The organism is Streptomyces sp. MNU89 (assembly GCF_020982505.1).
GTDB classification, from domain to species: domain Bacteria; phylum Actinomycetota; class Actinomycetes; order Streptomycetales; family Streptomycetaceae; genus Streptomyces; species Streptomyces xinghaiensis.
The window spans coordinates 354,049-368,547 of sequence record NZ_JAJKLL010000001.1 but is presented as its reverse complement, the minus strand read 5'-3'; the positions used below and the strand labels follow the sequence as shown (position 1 = coordinate 368,547).

The 14,499-nt window shown below is 74.6% G+C and carries 13 protein-coding genes; 9 read left to right on the top strand and 4 right to left on the bottom strand.

What is annotated here, in order from left to right; genetic code table 11:
• Positions 1-89: 89 nt before the first annotated feature.
• Positions 90-614, bottom strand: coding sequence for a hypothetical protein (locus tag E4N63_RS01680; protein ID WP_230239702.1), 525 nt, complete (start codon positions 612-614; stop codon positions 90-92).
• 409 nt (positions 615-1,023) lie between these two features.
• Between E4N63_RS01680 and E4N63_RS01675 the strand changes: the two genes are divergently transcribed.
• From E4N63_RS01675 to E4N63_RS01665, 3 genes are read left to right on the top strand one after another with little or no spacing between them, the layout of a single operon-like run.
• Entirely contained in the window at positions 1,024-3,651 is a 2,628-nt protein-coding gene (locus E4N63_RS01675) for a nitrate- and nitrite sensing domain-containing protein (protein WP_230239701.1), read from the top strand.
• Positions 3,648-4,088 (top strand): roadblock/LC7 domain-containing protein, encoded by a 441-nt coding sequence (locus tag E4N63_RS01670; RefSeq protein ID WP_125623429.1) that lies wholly within the window; start codon positions 3,648-3,650, stop codon positions 4,086-4,088. The genes E4N63_RS01675 and E4N63_RS01670 overlap by 4 nt, the downstream gene beginning before the upstream one ends.
• 11 nt (positions 4,089-4,099) lie before the next feature.
• Positions 4,100-4,513 carry a DUF742 domain-containing protein gene (locus E4N63_RS01665; RefSeq protein WP_125623428.1) on the top strand — a complete coding sequence of 138 codons (414 nt, stop codon included), beginning with the start codon at positions 4,100-4,102 and terminating at the stop codon, positions 4,511-4,513.
• Between the two features lie 112 nt (positions 4,514-4,625).
• Here the strand turns inward: E4N63_RS01665 and E4N63_RS01660 are convergent, their stop codons facing one another.
• Positions 4,626-5,522, bottom strand: coding sequence for a universal stress protein (locus tag E4N63_RS01660; protein WP_125623427.1), 897 nt, complete (start codon positions 5,520-5,522; stop codon positions 4,626-4,628).
• Positions 5,523-6,028: 506 nt separating this feature from the next.
• Between E4N63_RS01660 and E4N63_RS30890 the strand changes: the two genes are divergently transcribed.
• The 5 genes from E4N63_RS30890 to E4N63_RS01640 all read left to right on the top strand — a co-directional run bounded on the left by E4N63_RS30890 (position 6,029) and on the right by E4N63_RS01640 (position 9,999).
• The gene (locus E4N63_RS30890; protein ID WP_308188625.1) at positions 6,029-6,556 is read left to right on the top strand and encodes a universal stress protein; all 528 of its coding nucleotides are present in this window, start codon (positions 6,029-6,031) and stop codon (positions 6,554-6,556) included.
• Entirely contained in the window at positions 6,514-6,963 is a 450-nt protein-coding gene (locus E4N63_RS30885; RefSeq protein ID WP_308188624.1) for a universal stress protein, read from the top strand. Before E4N63_RS30890 ends, E4N63_RS30885 begins: the two co-directional genes overlap by 43 nt.
• Before the next feature lie 191 nt (positions 6,964-7,154).
• A complete protein-coding gene (locus E4N63_RS01650) occupies positions 7,155-8,195 on the top strand; it encodes a zinc-dependent alcohol dehydrogenase family protein (protein ID WP_125623425.1) in 1,041 nt (346 codons plus the stop codon).
• Positions 8,196-8,244: 49 nt separating this feature from the next.
• Positions 8,245-8,910 (top strand): CBS domain-containing protein, encoded by a 666-nt coding sequence (locus E4N63_RS01645; protein WP_125623424.1) that lies wholly within the window; start codon positions 8,245-8,247, stop codon positions 8,908-8,910.
• A gap of 231 nt (positions 8,911-9,141) precedes the next feature.
• On the top strand, positions 9,142-9,999 hold the full coding sequence (locus tag E4N63_RS01640; protein WP_228430368.1) for a universal stress protein: 858 nt from the start codon (positions 9,142-9,144) through the stop codon (positions 9,997-9,999).
• A gap of 270 nt (positions 10,000-10,269) precedes the next feature.
• Here E4N63_RS01640 and E4N63_RS01635 read toward each other — a convergent pair whose 3' ends face one another.
• A complete protein-coding gene (locus tag E4N63_RS01635; RefSeq protein ID WP_230239700.1) occupies positions 10,270-12,645 on the bottom strand; it encodes a phosphoketolase in 2,376 nt (791 codons plus the stop codon).
• A 204-nt stretch (positions 12,646-12,849) separates the two neighbouring features.
• Positions 12,850-13,560, bottom strand: a complete 711-nt coding sequence (locus E4N63_RS01630) for a response regulator transcription factor (RefSeq protein ID WP_230239699.1) — start codon at positions 13,558-13,560, stop codon at positions 12,850-12,852.
• 448 nt (positions 13,561-14,008) lie between these two features.
• On the opposite strand from E4N63_RS01630, the gene E4N63_RS01625 reads away from it, so the two are divergent.
• The gene (locus E4N63_RS01625; protein ID WP_125624577.1) at positions 14,009-14,485 is read left to right on the top strand and encodes a pyridoxamine 5'-phosphate oxidase family protein; all 477 of its coding nucleotides are present in this window, start codon (positions 14,009-14,011) and stop codon (positions 14,483-14,485) included.
• The last annotated feature ends 14 nt before the right edge of the window (positions 14,486-14,499 follow it).

The following is a 14,499-nucleotide window of genomic DNA, read 5'->3' as shown; positions in this document are numbered from 1 at the left end:
GCGCCCCGGGCGGCCGTCAGGAGCCCGGGAGTCCGGGCCGGCCCGGCAGCCGGCCGGGGAGAGCGGGGAGAGCCCGGAGCGGGGAGAGCCTAGACCGAGGACAGGCGGCGCCCCGCGGGCCGCGAGGAGCGGGTGGTCTTCCCGGCCGTCTTCCCGGCCGTCTTCCGTGCGGCCTCCCGCGCGGCGGCCCGCGCCGCGCGCCGGGCCCGCCGCCGCTCGCGCCGCAGGGCCCGCGCGGTACTGCTCGGGACGGAGACGACGCCGTGCCGCTGGTTCCACACCTGCCGGGTGATCCAGACGTCGAGGACGCTCCAGGTGGCGGCGATGGTCATGGCCACGGTGGTGAGGACGGCGGGCAGGGCCGCCCACACGGCGGCCATGGTGCAGAAGAAGGCGACCATGGCCGTGATCAGGGTCACGGCGACGATGATGCCCGCCCGCACGGCGGCCGAGCGGACCGGTTCGGGGAGCGGCGGCCGGACCGCCGGCTCGACCGTCCACAGCGTGCCCGCCTCGGGTGCGTCGAACGACGGGTCCGCCGGGATGACGTGATCCCGCGCCTCATGCGGAGATCCCGCGCCGCCCTCGGTCGGGCGGTGTGTCTGCGTGTCCATCAAACCTTCACTTCCCCCCGCGGGCGGTGGTGCCGGGCCGGGCCCGGGAGTCCGGTTATCCGGTCGGCTGCCCGCCTTGCGTCGTTCCGAAAACCGGAGTGGGGGAGAAATCCGCTTCCGCCCCTCCACCAGGGACCACGACCGGAAAGGGGCAGAGGTTCCCGGGCTCATCGCTTTCCGGCCAACATGGCCGCGTTCACGAGGTGTTGCGCGCTCTTGCCTGCGCGGACCCTCCCGGTGTGATGTCCTGGAATCATCCGACAGCTCCGGGTCGGGGCTTTACCGGCACATGCGCGGATACCCGGACTGGTCTTCGAGTTGCCACCCTCGCAGTAGTAGGCTCACGCCGTTTGCAGACGGAATACGGAACACCACCTCCGGCGAGCCGGGGTTGACAGTGGGGGAGGCCATGCGCTTTCGCGGGAAGTCGATCCGCAGGAAGATCGTGGCGCTGCTGCTGGTGCCGCTGGTGTCGCTCGTGTCCGCATGGGCCTTGGCCACGGCGCTCACCGGCGGCCAGGCCAAGCGGCTGCTCGACATCAGCCCGCTCATCGACAACGTCGGCATACCCGCCGAGCAGCTCGCGCAGACCCTGCAGCGGGAACGCCGCCAGACCCTGGTCTACCTCGCCGACCCGCGCAGCGCCGACACCCTGGCCGAGCTGCACCGCACGGAGAGCGCCACCGACGAAGCGCTGGGCGCCTTCCGCACCGCCCTGGCCGCTGAGGGCGTCCACGAGAAGATCGACGGCGATGGCGGGGCCCGGGACCGTGTGCACGACCTGGAGGACGAGCTGGAGGGCCTCGACAGCGTCCGCCGCAAGGCCCAGGAGGGCACCCTCGCCCCCGCCGACGCCTTCACCACGTACAACGAACTCGTCGACCCCTGCCACGAACTGCTGCTCGCCCTGCACGCCTACGCCCTCGACGAGCTGGAGCTCGACCAGGAGGGGCGCGCCCACATCGGCACCATCCGCGCCCGCGAGGCCCTGGCCCGCGAGGACTCGCTGCTCGCCGCCGCGCTCACCGCGGGCACCCTGTCCGAGGGCGACCTGCGGAAGTTCGCCGACCGTGTGGCCGACCGGAGGCTCCTCTACAGCCTCAACCTGGCGCAGCTCCCCGCCGCCGAGCGGGAGCGCTACGAGAAGTTCTGGACCGGCTCCGAGACCTCCGAACTGCGCGCCACCGAGGAGAAGCTGATCTCCGAGGGCCCGGAGGGGCTGGAGGACGTCAACGCCGAGCGGTGGCAGTCCGCCGCCGAGACCGCCCTGTCCGATCTCGACCGGATGGGCATCGAGGCCATCGGCCGCTACCAGGAGCGCGTCGAGCCGCACGTCACCCGCGTTCTGCTGCAGGCGGCGGCGGTGGCCGTGCTCGGCTTCCTCCTGGTGATCGCCTCCATCGCGATCTCGTTCCGCATCGGCCGCAGCCTCGCCCGCGACCTCAGCCGGCTCCGCAGGGACGCCCACGAGATGTCCGGGGTCCGGCTGCCGGCCGTCATGCGCCGGCTCGCCGCCGGGGAACAGGTCGACGTCGAGGCCGAGGCGCCCCGGCTGGAGTACGGCCAGGACGAGATCGGGCAGGTCGGCCAGGCCCTCAACACCCTGCAGCGGGCCGCCGTCGAGGCGGCCGTCAAACAGTCCGACATGCGCCGCGGCGTCTCCGAGGTCTTCGTCAACCTCGCCCGCCGCAGCCAGGTGCTGCTCCACCGGCAGCTCAGCCTGCTCGACACCATGGAGCGCCGGACCCAGGACGCCGACGAGCTCGCCGACCTGTTCAAGCTCGACCACCTCACCACCCGCATGCGCCGCCACGCGGAGGGCCTGGTCATCCTCTCCGGCGCGGCCTCCGCCCGGCAGTGGCGCAAGCCCATCCAGCTCATGGACGTGGTCCGGGCCGCCGTCGCCGAGGTCGAGGACTACGAGCGCGTCGAGGTGCGCCGGCTGCCGCGGCTGGCGGTCGCCGGGCCGGCCGTCGCCGACCTCACGCACCTGATCGCCGAACTGCTGGAGAACGCCACGGTGTTCTCGCCCCCGCACACCGCCGTGCAGGTGCACGGCGAGCGGGTCGCCAACGGCTTCACCCTGGAGATCCACGACCGCGGTCTGGGAATGACACCGGAGACGCTGCTCGACGCCAACCTCCGGCTGGCCGAGACCCCCGAGTTCGAACTCTCCGACACCGACCGGCTCGGCCTCTTCGTCGTCAGCCGGCTCGCGCAGCGGCAGGGGGTCCGGGTCTCCCTCCAGACCTCCCCGTACGGCGGCACCACGGCGGTCGTGTTCATCCCCGCCGCCCTCCTCACCGAGAAGGCGCCGGAGGGCCGGGACCGCTCCGAGGACACCACCGAGACGGCGGCCCCGGGCGGCAAGCTCGCCGCCCTCGCCCAGGTGCCCGTCCCGCTGGGCGGCCCTTCGCGGCGCGGTATGCCGGCCCTCGACGGCCCCGTCGAACTGGAGGCGCCGGACGCACCCGAGGACGAGGTCGACCACGAGGGGCTGCTCTTCCGGGCCCGCCGGCGCACCGGCTGGCACGGCGACCGGGACGAGCGCACCGAACGCCCCGACCGCTCCGCGCGGCGGGACCGCCCCGGTCCGCCCGCCGCGCCGGCCGCGGAGCAGCACCAGCAGGCACGCGACGGCGACACGGCGGGACCGGAGGTCACCCGTTCCGCGCCGCGGCCCGCCGCGGCACCCCGGTCCTGGTCTCCGACCACGGCCGCCCGTCGACGCCGCCCGCCGCACCCCGCCCCCGACGGCGAGACCGGGCCCGGCGCCGGGCCCGTCGGCCCGGGCGGACTGCCCAAGCGCGTCCGCCAGGCGAGCCTCGCCCCCCAGCTCAAGGCGGAGCACGGACCACGGTCCGAGCCGCCGCCGGAGACAGCGGACCCGGAGCCCGACCGCGACGCCGAGGAGGTGCGGGCCCGTATGGCCTCGCTCCAGCGCGGCTGGCAGCGCGGCCGGGCACACGACGGTGACGACACCGGAACCACCGGGGACACAGCACCAGGAACGACACATGAGGGGAACGGTCGATGACCTCACCGCAGGCCATGGGACGCAACGCCGCACGGGGCGGAGCGGGCGAGCTGAGCTGGCTCCTCGACGAGCTGGTGGAGCGCGTCGGCAGCATCCGGAAGGCCCTGGTGCTGTCCCGTGACGGGCTGCCGACCGGTACCTCCCAGGACCTCAGCCGCGAGGACGGCGAACATCTGGCGGCCGTCGCGTCCGGGTTCCACAGCCTGGCCAGGGGCGTGGGCCGGCACTTCGAGGCGGGCCGGGTCCGGCAGACCGTCGTCGAGCTGGACGAGGCGTTCCTCTTCGTCACCGCCGCGGGCGACGGCAGCTGCCTGGCCGTGCTGGCGGACGCGGACTCCGACGTGGGCCAGATCGCATACGAGATGACTCTGCTGGTCAAGCGGGTGGGCGCGCACCTCGGTACCGCCCCGCGCGAAGACGTGGCCGGCGGAGGGTGACGGGGGGTGGCATGAGCGAAGACGGCCAGGGGGAAGGGCACTGGTTCGACGACGAGGCCGGACCGGTCGTGCGGCCGTACGCGATGACGCGCGGACGCACCCGCAGCGCGGCGGAGGACAAGCTCGACCTGATCGCCGTCGTCGTCGCCCAGGACCGGGGGACGACCGATCTCTACACGGGCCACTCGGCCGTGGACCACACGCTCTCCCCGGAGCACATCGACATCGTCGAGCGGTGCCGGGACGTCCCGCAGTCCGTGGCCGAACTCTCGGCCGACCTCGATCTGCCGGTGGGGGTCGTACGGGTGCTCATCGGTGATCTCATCGACGAGGACCTGGTCCGGGTCTCCCGCCCGGTGCCCCCGGCGGAACTGCCGGACGAGAGCATCCTGCGCGATGTGATCGCCGGGCTCCGGGCCCTCTGACCGCGCCGGCCCCGGGACGGGCCGGCGGACACGGCAGGGCCCGCCGCCGTCTCCCCGCACCGAACGGGGGGACGGCGGCGGGCCCGGTGTTCCGGGGCCGGCCGGTCCGGCGTCAGTCGTGCGGCACCACGGCGACCGGAGCGGACACATGGTGCAGCACCGCGTGCGCCACCGAACCGAGCCGCGGCCCGATGTGCAGGCCGGACGTGCGCCGCCGGCCGACGACCACCAGACTCGCGTCCTCGGCGGCCTCGATCAGCTCCCGTCCGGCGCTTCCGAGCGGCACGCGCGGGATCACCTCGACGCCGGGGTGCGCCTCCCGCCACGGCCGCAGCAGACCCTCTAGCGTCTCGGCCCGTTCCCGGGCCAGCTCCTCGGTGCTGGGCTCCAGGTTCCCCCCGGCCGCCGCCGTCGGCTCGTAGCGGAGGGCGGGGGCCGGGGCCCAGGCGCTCACCACGCGCAGCGGAACACCGCGCCGCTCGGCGGCGTCGAACGCGAACTCCACCAGGGCGTCGTTCGGATGCCGGACGTCCCAGCCCAGCACCACCTCGCGGCCCCCGGCCGCCGGCGTGGTCGCACCCGGGGCACCGGCGCCGGCGGTGGCCGCCCGCACCAGCACCACGGGCTTCGCGGCCCGCGCGACCGTGGCCATGGCGACGGAACCGAGGAGGAAACCGGCCATACCGCTCAGTCCTCGGGACCCCAGGACCAGCAGGTCCGCCTCGTCGCAGGCGTCCAGCAGGGCGTGCACCGGGTCCTGGTCGGTGATGTGGCCGGTCGTCACCGACAGGCCGGGGTGGCGCTGCTCCAGGGCCTCGCGGTTCTCCCGGAGGAGCTTCTCCTCCCAGTGGTGGATGTCCACACCGCCCGGCGGGGTCGGCGGCGCCGGCGGGCGGACGTGAACCAGCCGCAGCGGCAGCTTCCGGCGGAGGGCTTCCCCGGCGGCCCATTCGGCAGAGGCGAGGCTCTCGGGCGAACCGTCGAGTCCGACCGTGACAGGGTGGTTCATGCCGACTCCTCCAGAAAATCGCGTGGACGGCGCCGCGTGCGCCGACGGATCCGGGCGGTCCCGGCTCCGTGTGATCAGTTTCCGGCCGGCGGGAGGGGTCTGAACAGGGACTCTGGTCCCGCTGTACAGCCGGAGGGCCCGGTCGGCGGCCGGTGTCCCGGTATCCGCCCGCCGCCCCGCCGAAACGGCGGAAGCCCGCCGTCCGGGGGAGCGTACCCCGAGGGGCGCCCCGGCTCCCCTGAGTCGTGGCCACCCGCCGCGTCCGCGTCCCGGCTCTCCCGGTCCGCCGTCTCCACCGGCTCCCGGGGCGGCGACCGGCCGGAGGTGTGATCCCCGGCCGGGGCCGGTTACTCCGGCCGGATCGGGGGACTCGCGGGAACGGACACGGCTGCCCCGGGCACGCCGCTCAGCCGTCCGGGCCGGTGGGCAGCCCGGACGGCCGGGCGTGCCGCGGGCGGCCGCCCCGGCTCCGCGGGCCGCACCGCTCACCTTCCGGAGGTTCACCCATGAACGGCACCGTCACCGCGGGTCTCGACGGCTCCCCCGAAAGCGCCGCCGCCGCCGAGTGGGCGGCCCGCGAGGCGCTGCTCCGCGGTGTGCCGCTGCGGCTGGTCCACGCCCGGGAGAAGGAGCCCCACCTCGTCCAGGCGCCCTTCGTCGGCGTCGAGACCCAGCACGAGTGGGCGGGCGGCATCCCGGACGAGGCGGTCGCCGCGCTCCGGGAGCGCCACCCCGAGCTGGAGATCACCGCCGACGAGGTCACCGGGCCGCCCGCGGAGGTGCTGCAGGGCATCGCGCGCACGGGAGAGCTGCTGGTCCTGGGCTCGCGGGGACTCGGCGGCGTCGCCGGTTTCCTGGTCGGCTCCGTCGCCATGGCCACCGTGGCGCACGCGACCCGGCCCACCGTGCTCGTACGGGCCGGGACGGTGGAGGGGACGGCCACCGTGTCGGCGGGGGCGGGGAATCCGCGACCGCGCCCCCGTACCGTGACGTGGTCCTCGGTCTGGACCTCACCCAGCCCAGTGCCGAGGTGATCCGTTTCGCCTTCGAGGCCGCCGGCCGGCGCTCCGCCCGGCTCCGCGTGGTGCACAGCTACCGGCTGCCGCCCGCCGAGACCTGGGGAAGCCGGCCGTCCGCCGGCGCCTACCCGCCGACCACGGCGGACATCGTGCCCAGCGCGGCGGACTTCTCCCGGTACGAGGAGCGGGCGCTGACCGCGGCCCTGGCCCGCTGGCGGGCCGATTTCCCGCAGGTCGAGGTCGCCGAGCAGACGGGTGTCGGCGCCGCCGCCCACCATCTGACGGAAGCGTCGGCCGAGGCCTCGCTGGTCGTCGTGGGCCGGCGGATACGGCGCTCACCGCTGGGCACCCACATCGGGTCCGTGGCGCACGCGGTGCTGCACCACTCCGCGGCCCCCGTCGCCGTCGTCCCGCACGACTGAAAGCACGCGGCCCCGTGTCCCGGCCCTCCCCGGTGCCGAGCGGCTGACGCCCCGTCATCGGACGGGCCGCTCCAAGCCGGTGGGGGCGGGTGCGCGGCCCGGGACCATCGGTCCCGGGCATGCACCGCTCGGCACTGGGCGGCGCCTTCGCGGGCACCGGATGCTGGACTCACGACGACGGAGGAAACATCATGCGAGCACTCGTCTTCCACGGTCCCGGTCAGTCCTCCTGGGACACCGTCCCCGACCCCGCCATCCAGCAGCCCACCGACGCGATCGTGCGGGTCGACACCACGACCATCTGCGGAACCGACCTGCACATCCTGAAGGGTGACGTCCCGGAGGTCCGGCCGGGCACGGTCCTCGGCCACGAGGCCGTCGGCGTGATCACCGAGACCGGGGACGCGGTCGGCGCCTTCCGGGTGGGCGACCGGGTCCTGGTGTCCTGCATCTCCGGCTGCGGCCGCTGCCGCTACTGCCGCGAGGGCGCCTACGGGCAGTGCCTGAGCGGCGGCGGCTGGATCCTCGGCCACCTGGTCGACGGGACCCAGGCCGAGTACGTGCGGGTGCCGTTCGCGGACCTGTCCCTGCACGAACTGCCGGACGAGGTGCCCTCCGAGCAGGCGATCCTGCTCTCCGACATCCTGCCCACCGCCTACGAGGTCGGCGTGCTCAACGGGCGGGTGACCCCCGGCGACACCGTGGTGATCGTCGGCGCCGGACCGATCGGCCTGGCGGCCGTCGCCACGGCGCGGCTGTACTCGCCCGGCCGGATCGTCGCCGTCGACCTCGCCCGGTCCCGGCTGGACGCGGCCAAGCGGCTCGGCGCCGACGACGTCGTCCAGGCCGAGGAGGACGTCGAGGGCTTGGTCCGCGGGATCACCGGCGGACTGGGCGCGGATGTCGTCATGGAGGCGGTCGGCGTGCCGCAGAGCTTCGAGCTCTGCACCCGGATCGTCCGCCCCGGCGGACACGTCGCCAACATCGGTGTGCACGGCAAGCCGGCCGCCCTGCACCTGGAAGACCTGTGGATCAAGAACCTGACCATCACCACGGGTCTGGTCGACACCTCGTCCACCCCGGCGCTGCTGCGGATGCTGGCCGCCGGACGGCTGCCCGCCGCCGAACTGACCACCCACACCTTCGCGCTCGATGCCATGGAGGAGGCGTACGACGTCTTCTCCCGCGCGGCGGAGACCGGAGCCCTGAAGGTCGTCATCAACCGGAGCTGACGGCGCCCCGGCCGCCACCCGCACGCGCTTCCCCGCAGAGGAGAGGACCATGCCCACCGAGACCCCGCACATCGTGAGCGATGTGATGACACAGACGGTCGTCGCCATCGGCCGCGGCGCCTCCTTCAAGGAGATCGTCCGGATGCTGACGGAGTGGAAGGTCAGCGCCATGCCGGTGCTCGCGGGCGAGTCGCGGGTCGTCGGGGTGGTCTCGGAGGCGGACCTGCTGCCCAAGGAGGAGTTCCGGGACAGCGATCCCAGCCGCCGGGAGCAGATGCTGCGCCTGCCCGACCTCGCCAAGGCCGGCGCGACCACGGCCGAGGAGCTGATGAGCGCGCCGCCGGTCACCGTACGGGCCGACGCGACGCTCTCCGAGGCCGCGCGCCTCATGGCGGTCGAGCACGTCAAGCGGCTGCCCGTGGTGGACGCCGACGGGCGGCTGCAGGGCCTGGTGAGCCGGGCCGACCTGCTGAAGGTCTTCCTGCGGAAGGACGAGGAGATCGCGGAGGAGGTGCGGCGCACCGTCACCTCCTACCTCTTCCCGGACCCCGCCGCACCGGTGCGGGTCTCGGTGAAGGACGGCGTGGTCACCCTCAGCGGAAGGATCCGGGACCCCTCGCTGGTGCCGGTGGCCGCGCGGCTCGCCCGCGCGGTGGAGGGCGTCGTCGGGGTCGAGTGCGAGCTCAACCGGGCGGTCACCGGTCCGGAGGGCTGAGCCGCCGCGGCGCGACCTGGCCGGGCGGAGCGGGAGGGCCGAGGCGGGACGGCCGGGGCGCCGCGCGGCGCCCCGGCCGCGTCGCACCCGGCGGGCCCCGTTCAGCCCTGACCCGCCGCGCCGTTCCCGTGGCCGGAATGCCGCCTGCCGCGCCGCGGCCCTCTGGGGTGGCCGGGGCGGGGGTGGCAGGGTGGCCGGAAGGGACAGACGCGCGCGAGGGAGGGGCAGGACATGATGGACCGTCATGTGGTGGCCGGAATCGACGGTTCCCGGCCTGGCCTGGCGGCGGCCGAGTGGGCCGCGGCGGAGGCGGAGGCGCGGGGGACCGCGCTCCGCCTCGTCCATGTGGCACTCCCGGAACCGGCCGAACGGCCGGCGCGGGGGACGGAGACCTGGCGGCTGGGCGCGGAACGCATGGTGCGGGGAGCGGTCACGGAGATCACCCGGCGCCGTCCGGGCCTGGACGTCGTGGGCGAACAGGCCACCGGTGTCCCCGCCGCCGCGCTGGCCGCCGCCTGCGGTTCCGCCGGGCTGCTGGTGCTGGGGACCCGCGGACTGGGCGGCTTCGAGGGGCTGGCCCTCGGATCGGTGGCCCTGGAGCTGGCCGGCCGGGCGCCCTGCCCGGTGGTGCTCGTCCCCGCGGCCCGGACCGGGGAGGAGAAGGAACCCGAGGTCGTCCTCGGTATCGACGCCCGCCGCCCCGCCCGCGCCGCCCTGCGCTTCGCCTTCGAGACGGCACGCCGGCGCGGCGCCCGGCTGCGCGCCGTGCACGCCTGGTGCCTGCCGGCCCCGTACGCCGCGCCATGGGCCCCGTACGAGGTACTGGAGGAGGAACGCGGCGCCTGGGAGGACCAGGAGGTGCAGCTGCTCGACGACGCGCTGCACGGCTGGCGGGAGGAGTACCCCACGGTCTCGGTCCTCCCGGACGTACGGCTGTTCTCGCCGGCCGAGGCCCTGGTGAAGACCTCGGCGGGGGCCGGGCTGGTGGTCGCCGGACGCGGCGGCGGGCCGGGGACGGCCCTGGGCGGTGTCCCGCACGCGGTGGCCCACCACGCCCGCTGCCCGGTCGCCCTGGTGCCGGAGGCCTGACACCGGCGGCCACCGGCCCGGCCCCCGCCCGTACGCCGGAGCCGGGCGTCGCCGGAGGCCGTGGCGGCGGTGGCCGCGCGGCGATGGCCGGTGGCGGTGGCCGTGGTGCGGGCGCACCCCTCGGCCCCTCCCCGCGCGGGCCGGGAAAGGGCCGCCCGCCACCGGGCCCGTCCCGCGAGGCGGTGACCCGGTCCGGGGGCGGAGGCCGCCTCCCCCGGACCGGGTGGTCGAGGCGCCGTCGCGCGCCCGGCGGCCCGTCCGCCCGGCCGGTCAGCCGGTCCAGGTCCAGCCGGCGACCTCCGGGAGGTCGGTGCCGTGTTCGCGGATCCAGCTGTGGTGGCGCAGCCGGACGTCCTCCATCAGCTGCCGCACGGAGGCGGCCCGTACGGCCAGCCCCGGCACCCTGTCGATGACGTCCATCACCAGGCGGTAGCGGTCCAGATCGTTGCCGACGACCATGTCGAACGGCGTGGTCGTGGTCCCGATCTCCTTGTAGCCGCGGACGTGCAGATTCCGGTGGCCGGCCCGCCGGTAGGCGAGACGGTGGATCAGCCAGGGGTAGCCGTGGTAGGCGAAGATCACCGGCTTGTCGCGGGTGAACAGCGCGTCGTACTCCGCGTCGGGCATCCCGTGCGGATGCTCCTCGCCGGGCAGCAGCCGGGCCAGGTCCACCACGTTGACGACCCGCACCGACAGCTCCGGCAGATGGGTGCGGAGCAGCGAGGCGGCGGCCAGCACCTCCTGCGTGGGCACGTCCCCCGCGCAGGCCAGCACCACGTCCGGCTCGCGGCTTCCGTCCTCGGTGCCCGCCCAGTCCCAGATCCCGGCGCCGCGGGCGCAGTGGGCGCGGGCCGCGTCCAGGCTCAGCCAGTCGAAGCAGGGCTGCTTCCCGGCGACGATCACATTGACGTAGTCGCGGCTGCGGAGGGCGTGGTCGGCCACGGTGAGCAGGGTGTTGGCGTCCGGCGGGAGGTACACCCGGACGACCTCGGGCGCCTTGTTGAGGACGTGGTCGACGAAGCCCGGGTCCTGGTGCGAGAAGCCGTTGTGGTCCTGCCGCCAGACGTGCGAGGTGAGCAGGTAGTTGAGGGAGGCGATGGGGCGGCGCCAGGGGAGCCGGCGGGTGACGCGCAGCCACTTGATGTGCTGGTTCACCATCGAGTCGATGATGTGGACGAACGCCTCGTAGCAGGAGAACAGGCCGTGGCGGCCGGTGAGCAGATAGCCCTCGAGCCAGCCCTGGCAGGTGTGTTCGGAGAGGATCTCCATGACCCGGCCGTGCCGCTCCAGATGCTCGTCGGTGGAGAGGACCTCCGCCTGCCAGGCCTTGCCGGTGGCCCGGTAGAGGTCCTGGAGCCGGTTGGAGGCGGTCTCGTCCGGGCCGACGACGCGGAAGTCGCGGCGGCCGGTGGTCGCCTCCATGATCTCTTCGAGCAGGCCGCCGAGGACGCGGGTGGGCTGGTGCAGGGTCGTGCCCGGCTTGTCGACGGGGACGGCGTGCCCCTCCAGGGCCGGGATCGGCAGGTCGCGCAGCAGCAGACCGCCGTTGGCGTGCGGGGTGGCGCCCAGGCGCCGGGCGCCCTCGGGGACGCAGGCGAGCACCTGGGCGGTGGGCCGGCCCCGTTCGTCGAACAGCTCCCTGGGACGGTACGAGCGCAGCCAGGTCTCCAGCTGCCGGAGCTGCTCCGGATCGTCGTGGACCTCCGGCAGCGGGATCTGGTGGGAGCGCCAGGTGCCCTCCACCGGGAGGCCGCCCACCTCGGCGGGACCGGTCCATCCCTTGGGGGTGCGGAGCACGATGACGGGCCAGCGGGGGCGTTCGGTGACGCCCTCCTCCCGGGCCGTCCGCTGGATCAGGGAGATCCGGTCGAGAGCGGTGTCCATCGCCAGGGCCATGGAGCGGTGGACGGTGGTGGGGCACTCGCCGGTGACGTGGATCGGCTCGTGGCCGTAGCCGCGCAGCAGTTCGTCGAGTTCCTGTTCGGGGATACGGGCGAGGACGGCCGGGTTGGCGATCTTGTAGCCGTTGAGGTGGAGGATCGGCAGCACGGCACCGTCGCGGACCGGGTCGAGGAACTTGTTCGAGTGCCAGGAGGCGGCGAGCGGCCCGGTCTCCGCCTCCCCGTCCCCGATGACGCACGCCACCAGCAGATCCGGATTGTCGAACGCCGCCCCGTACGCGTGTGCGAGGGAGTAGCCCAGTTCACCGCCCTCGTGGACGGAGCCCGGGGTCTCCGGCGCCACATGGCTCGGCACCCCGCCGGGGAACGAGAACTGCCGGAAGAGCCGCGCCATGCCCTCCGCGTCCCGGCTCACATCCGGGTACGTCTCGGAGTAGGTGCCCTCCAGCCAGGAGTTGGCCAGCACGGCGGGCCCGCCGTGGCCCGGCCCCCAGATGCAGAGGGCGTCCAGGTCCCGCGCCTTGATCACCCGGTTCAGGTGGGTGTGGACGAGGTTCAGCCCGGGGGTGGTGCCCCAGTGGCCGAGCAGCCGCGGCTTGATGTGCCCGGGGCCGAGGGAGCCGTCCGGCAGCGGGTTGGCGAGCAGATGGATCTGCCCGGCCGCCAGGTAGTTCGCGGCACGCCAATGGGCGTCCAGGGCCTGTAATTCGTCGTCGGACAGGGGCTGGGGAGCGATGTCGCGCATGGCGTCCTCCGGGAACGTCGGCGGTCGGCGGCGTTCCTCCAGCCTCGGTGCGGCGGCGTCCGGCCGGGTAGGGCCGCCCGGGGCCCTCCGCCGGGCCTGTGGTCCCGCGGCTCCGCGCGGGCGACGGGACGGCGCCCGTGACGGACGAAGGGGCGGGACGGGCCCGTCCGGCCCGCCCCGCCCCCGGCGTCCCGCGTTCCCGGGTCAGCCGTGGGTGCGGCCGCGCACCGGCGGGTGCGGTTCCCGGGCCTCCGCCTGGGTGGCGATGATCGCGGCCTGCACGCGCCGCTCCACGCCCAGCTTGGCCAGCAGCCGCGAGATGTGGTTCTTCACCGTCTTCTCCGCCAGGTAGAGCCGCTGGCCGATCTGGCGGTTGGTGAGGCCCTCACCGATCAGGGTCAGGATCTCCCGCTCGCGGGCGGTCAGCCCCGGCAGGGCGTCCGGCTCCGGCTCCTTCTCCTCGTCGGAGCGGAGGCGGGCCATCAGCCGCGTGGTGGCGCTCGCGTCCAGCATGGACTGGCCGGAGGCGACCGTGCGCACGGCCGCGACCAGGTCCGTCCCCGAGATCTGCTTGAGCACGTAGCCGGCGGCCCCAGCCATGATCGCGTCGAGCAGCGCCTCCTCGTCGTCGAAGGAGGTGAGCATCAGGCAGGCCAGATCGGGCATCCGCGAACGCAGCTCCCGACACAGGCTGACCCCGTCGCCGTCGGGCAGCCGGACGTCCAGCACCGCCACATCGGGGCGCAGCGCGGGGACCCGGACGAGTGCCTGCTCGACGGTGCCCGCCTCACCGATCACCGTGAGGTCCGGCTCGGCGTCCAGCAGGTCGTGCACCCCCCGCCGGACGACCTCGTGGTCGTCGAGCAGGAAGACCTTGACCGGACTGTCTCCGGTGGCCAGGTCGTTTTCCGCCATCCATCGCTCCTCTGTCCGCGCCGCCCGCTGGGGTGGGTGGCGCCTTGCGTACCTGCGGCGGCGGTGAGGCCCGCCCGGATACGCGGGGCCGGGCCCGGTCGCGGGCCCGCGCCGCGCACCTCCCACCGTATCCGGTGGGAGGGGGTAGCCGTATCCGGTGTGTGGCGCCCTCTTCCGGCGGATACCCGGTGGAGGACGGAGGGAAGGGCGCGGAGGCCGGTCCGATCCGTCCCTTCCGCCGGAAAGGCCGGGACCAGCCGGCGGGAGATCGGGACCTGTGGCCCCTGCCGTCCGCCGCCCGGCCGGTGGATCCTTGGCCGCTGGGGCGGGCATCGTCCCCGGCCGGGCGGCCGGGGCCCCGGCGCCCGCCCCGGAACCACGCCCCGCCGGCACCCGTGGGGCACAGCTGCCCCGGCGCGGACCGCTGCGCCGTACCAAGGATGGACAGATGCACCCAGACAACGGCTTTCACCAACTCGACCGGCAGGAGTGTCTGCGGCGGCTGGCCACCGTTCCGATCGGACGGATCGTCTACACCAGCGAGGCGCTGCCCGCCGTGCTGCCGGTCAACTTCTCCCTCGACAGCGACTACTCGGTGATCATCCGCACCTCGACCGGCTCCCGGCTGGCGGGATCGGTGAACGGCGCCGTGGTCGCGTTCGAGGCGGACCAGATCGACGCGGCCACGTCGAGCGGCTGGAGCGTGATCGTCACCGGGATCGCCCATGTCGTGACGGATCCCGAGGAGCACCGGAGGCTGGAGGTGGTCGGCCCCGACTCCTGGGGACCGGTCGCCGACGGCGTCTACATCCTCATCGAACCCGAACTGGTCACCGGGCGCGCTCTCGGCAGCCACGCCGACCTGATCGCCCCGCCCGAGCCCCGCGACGCGACGTCCGCGGCCGGGCTCTGGACCATCCCGTAACCGGTGTGCGAGGG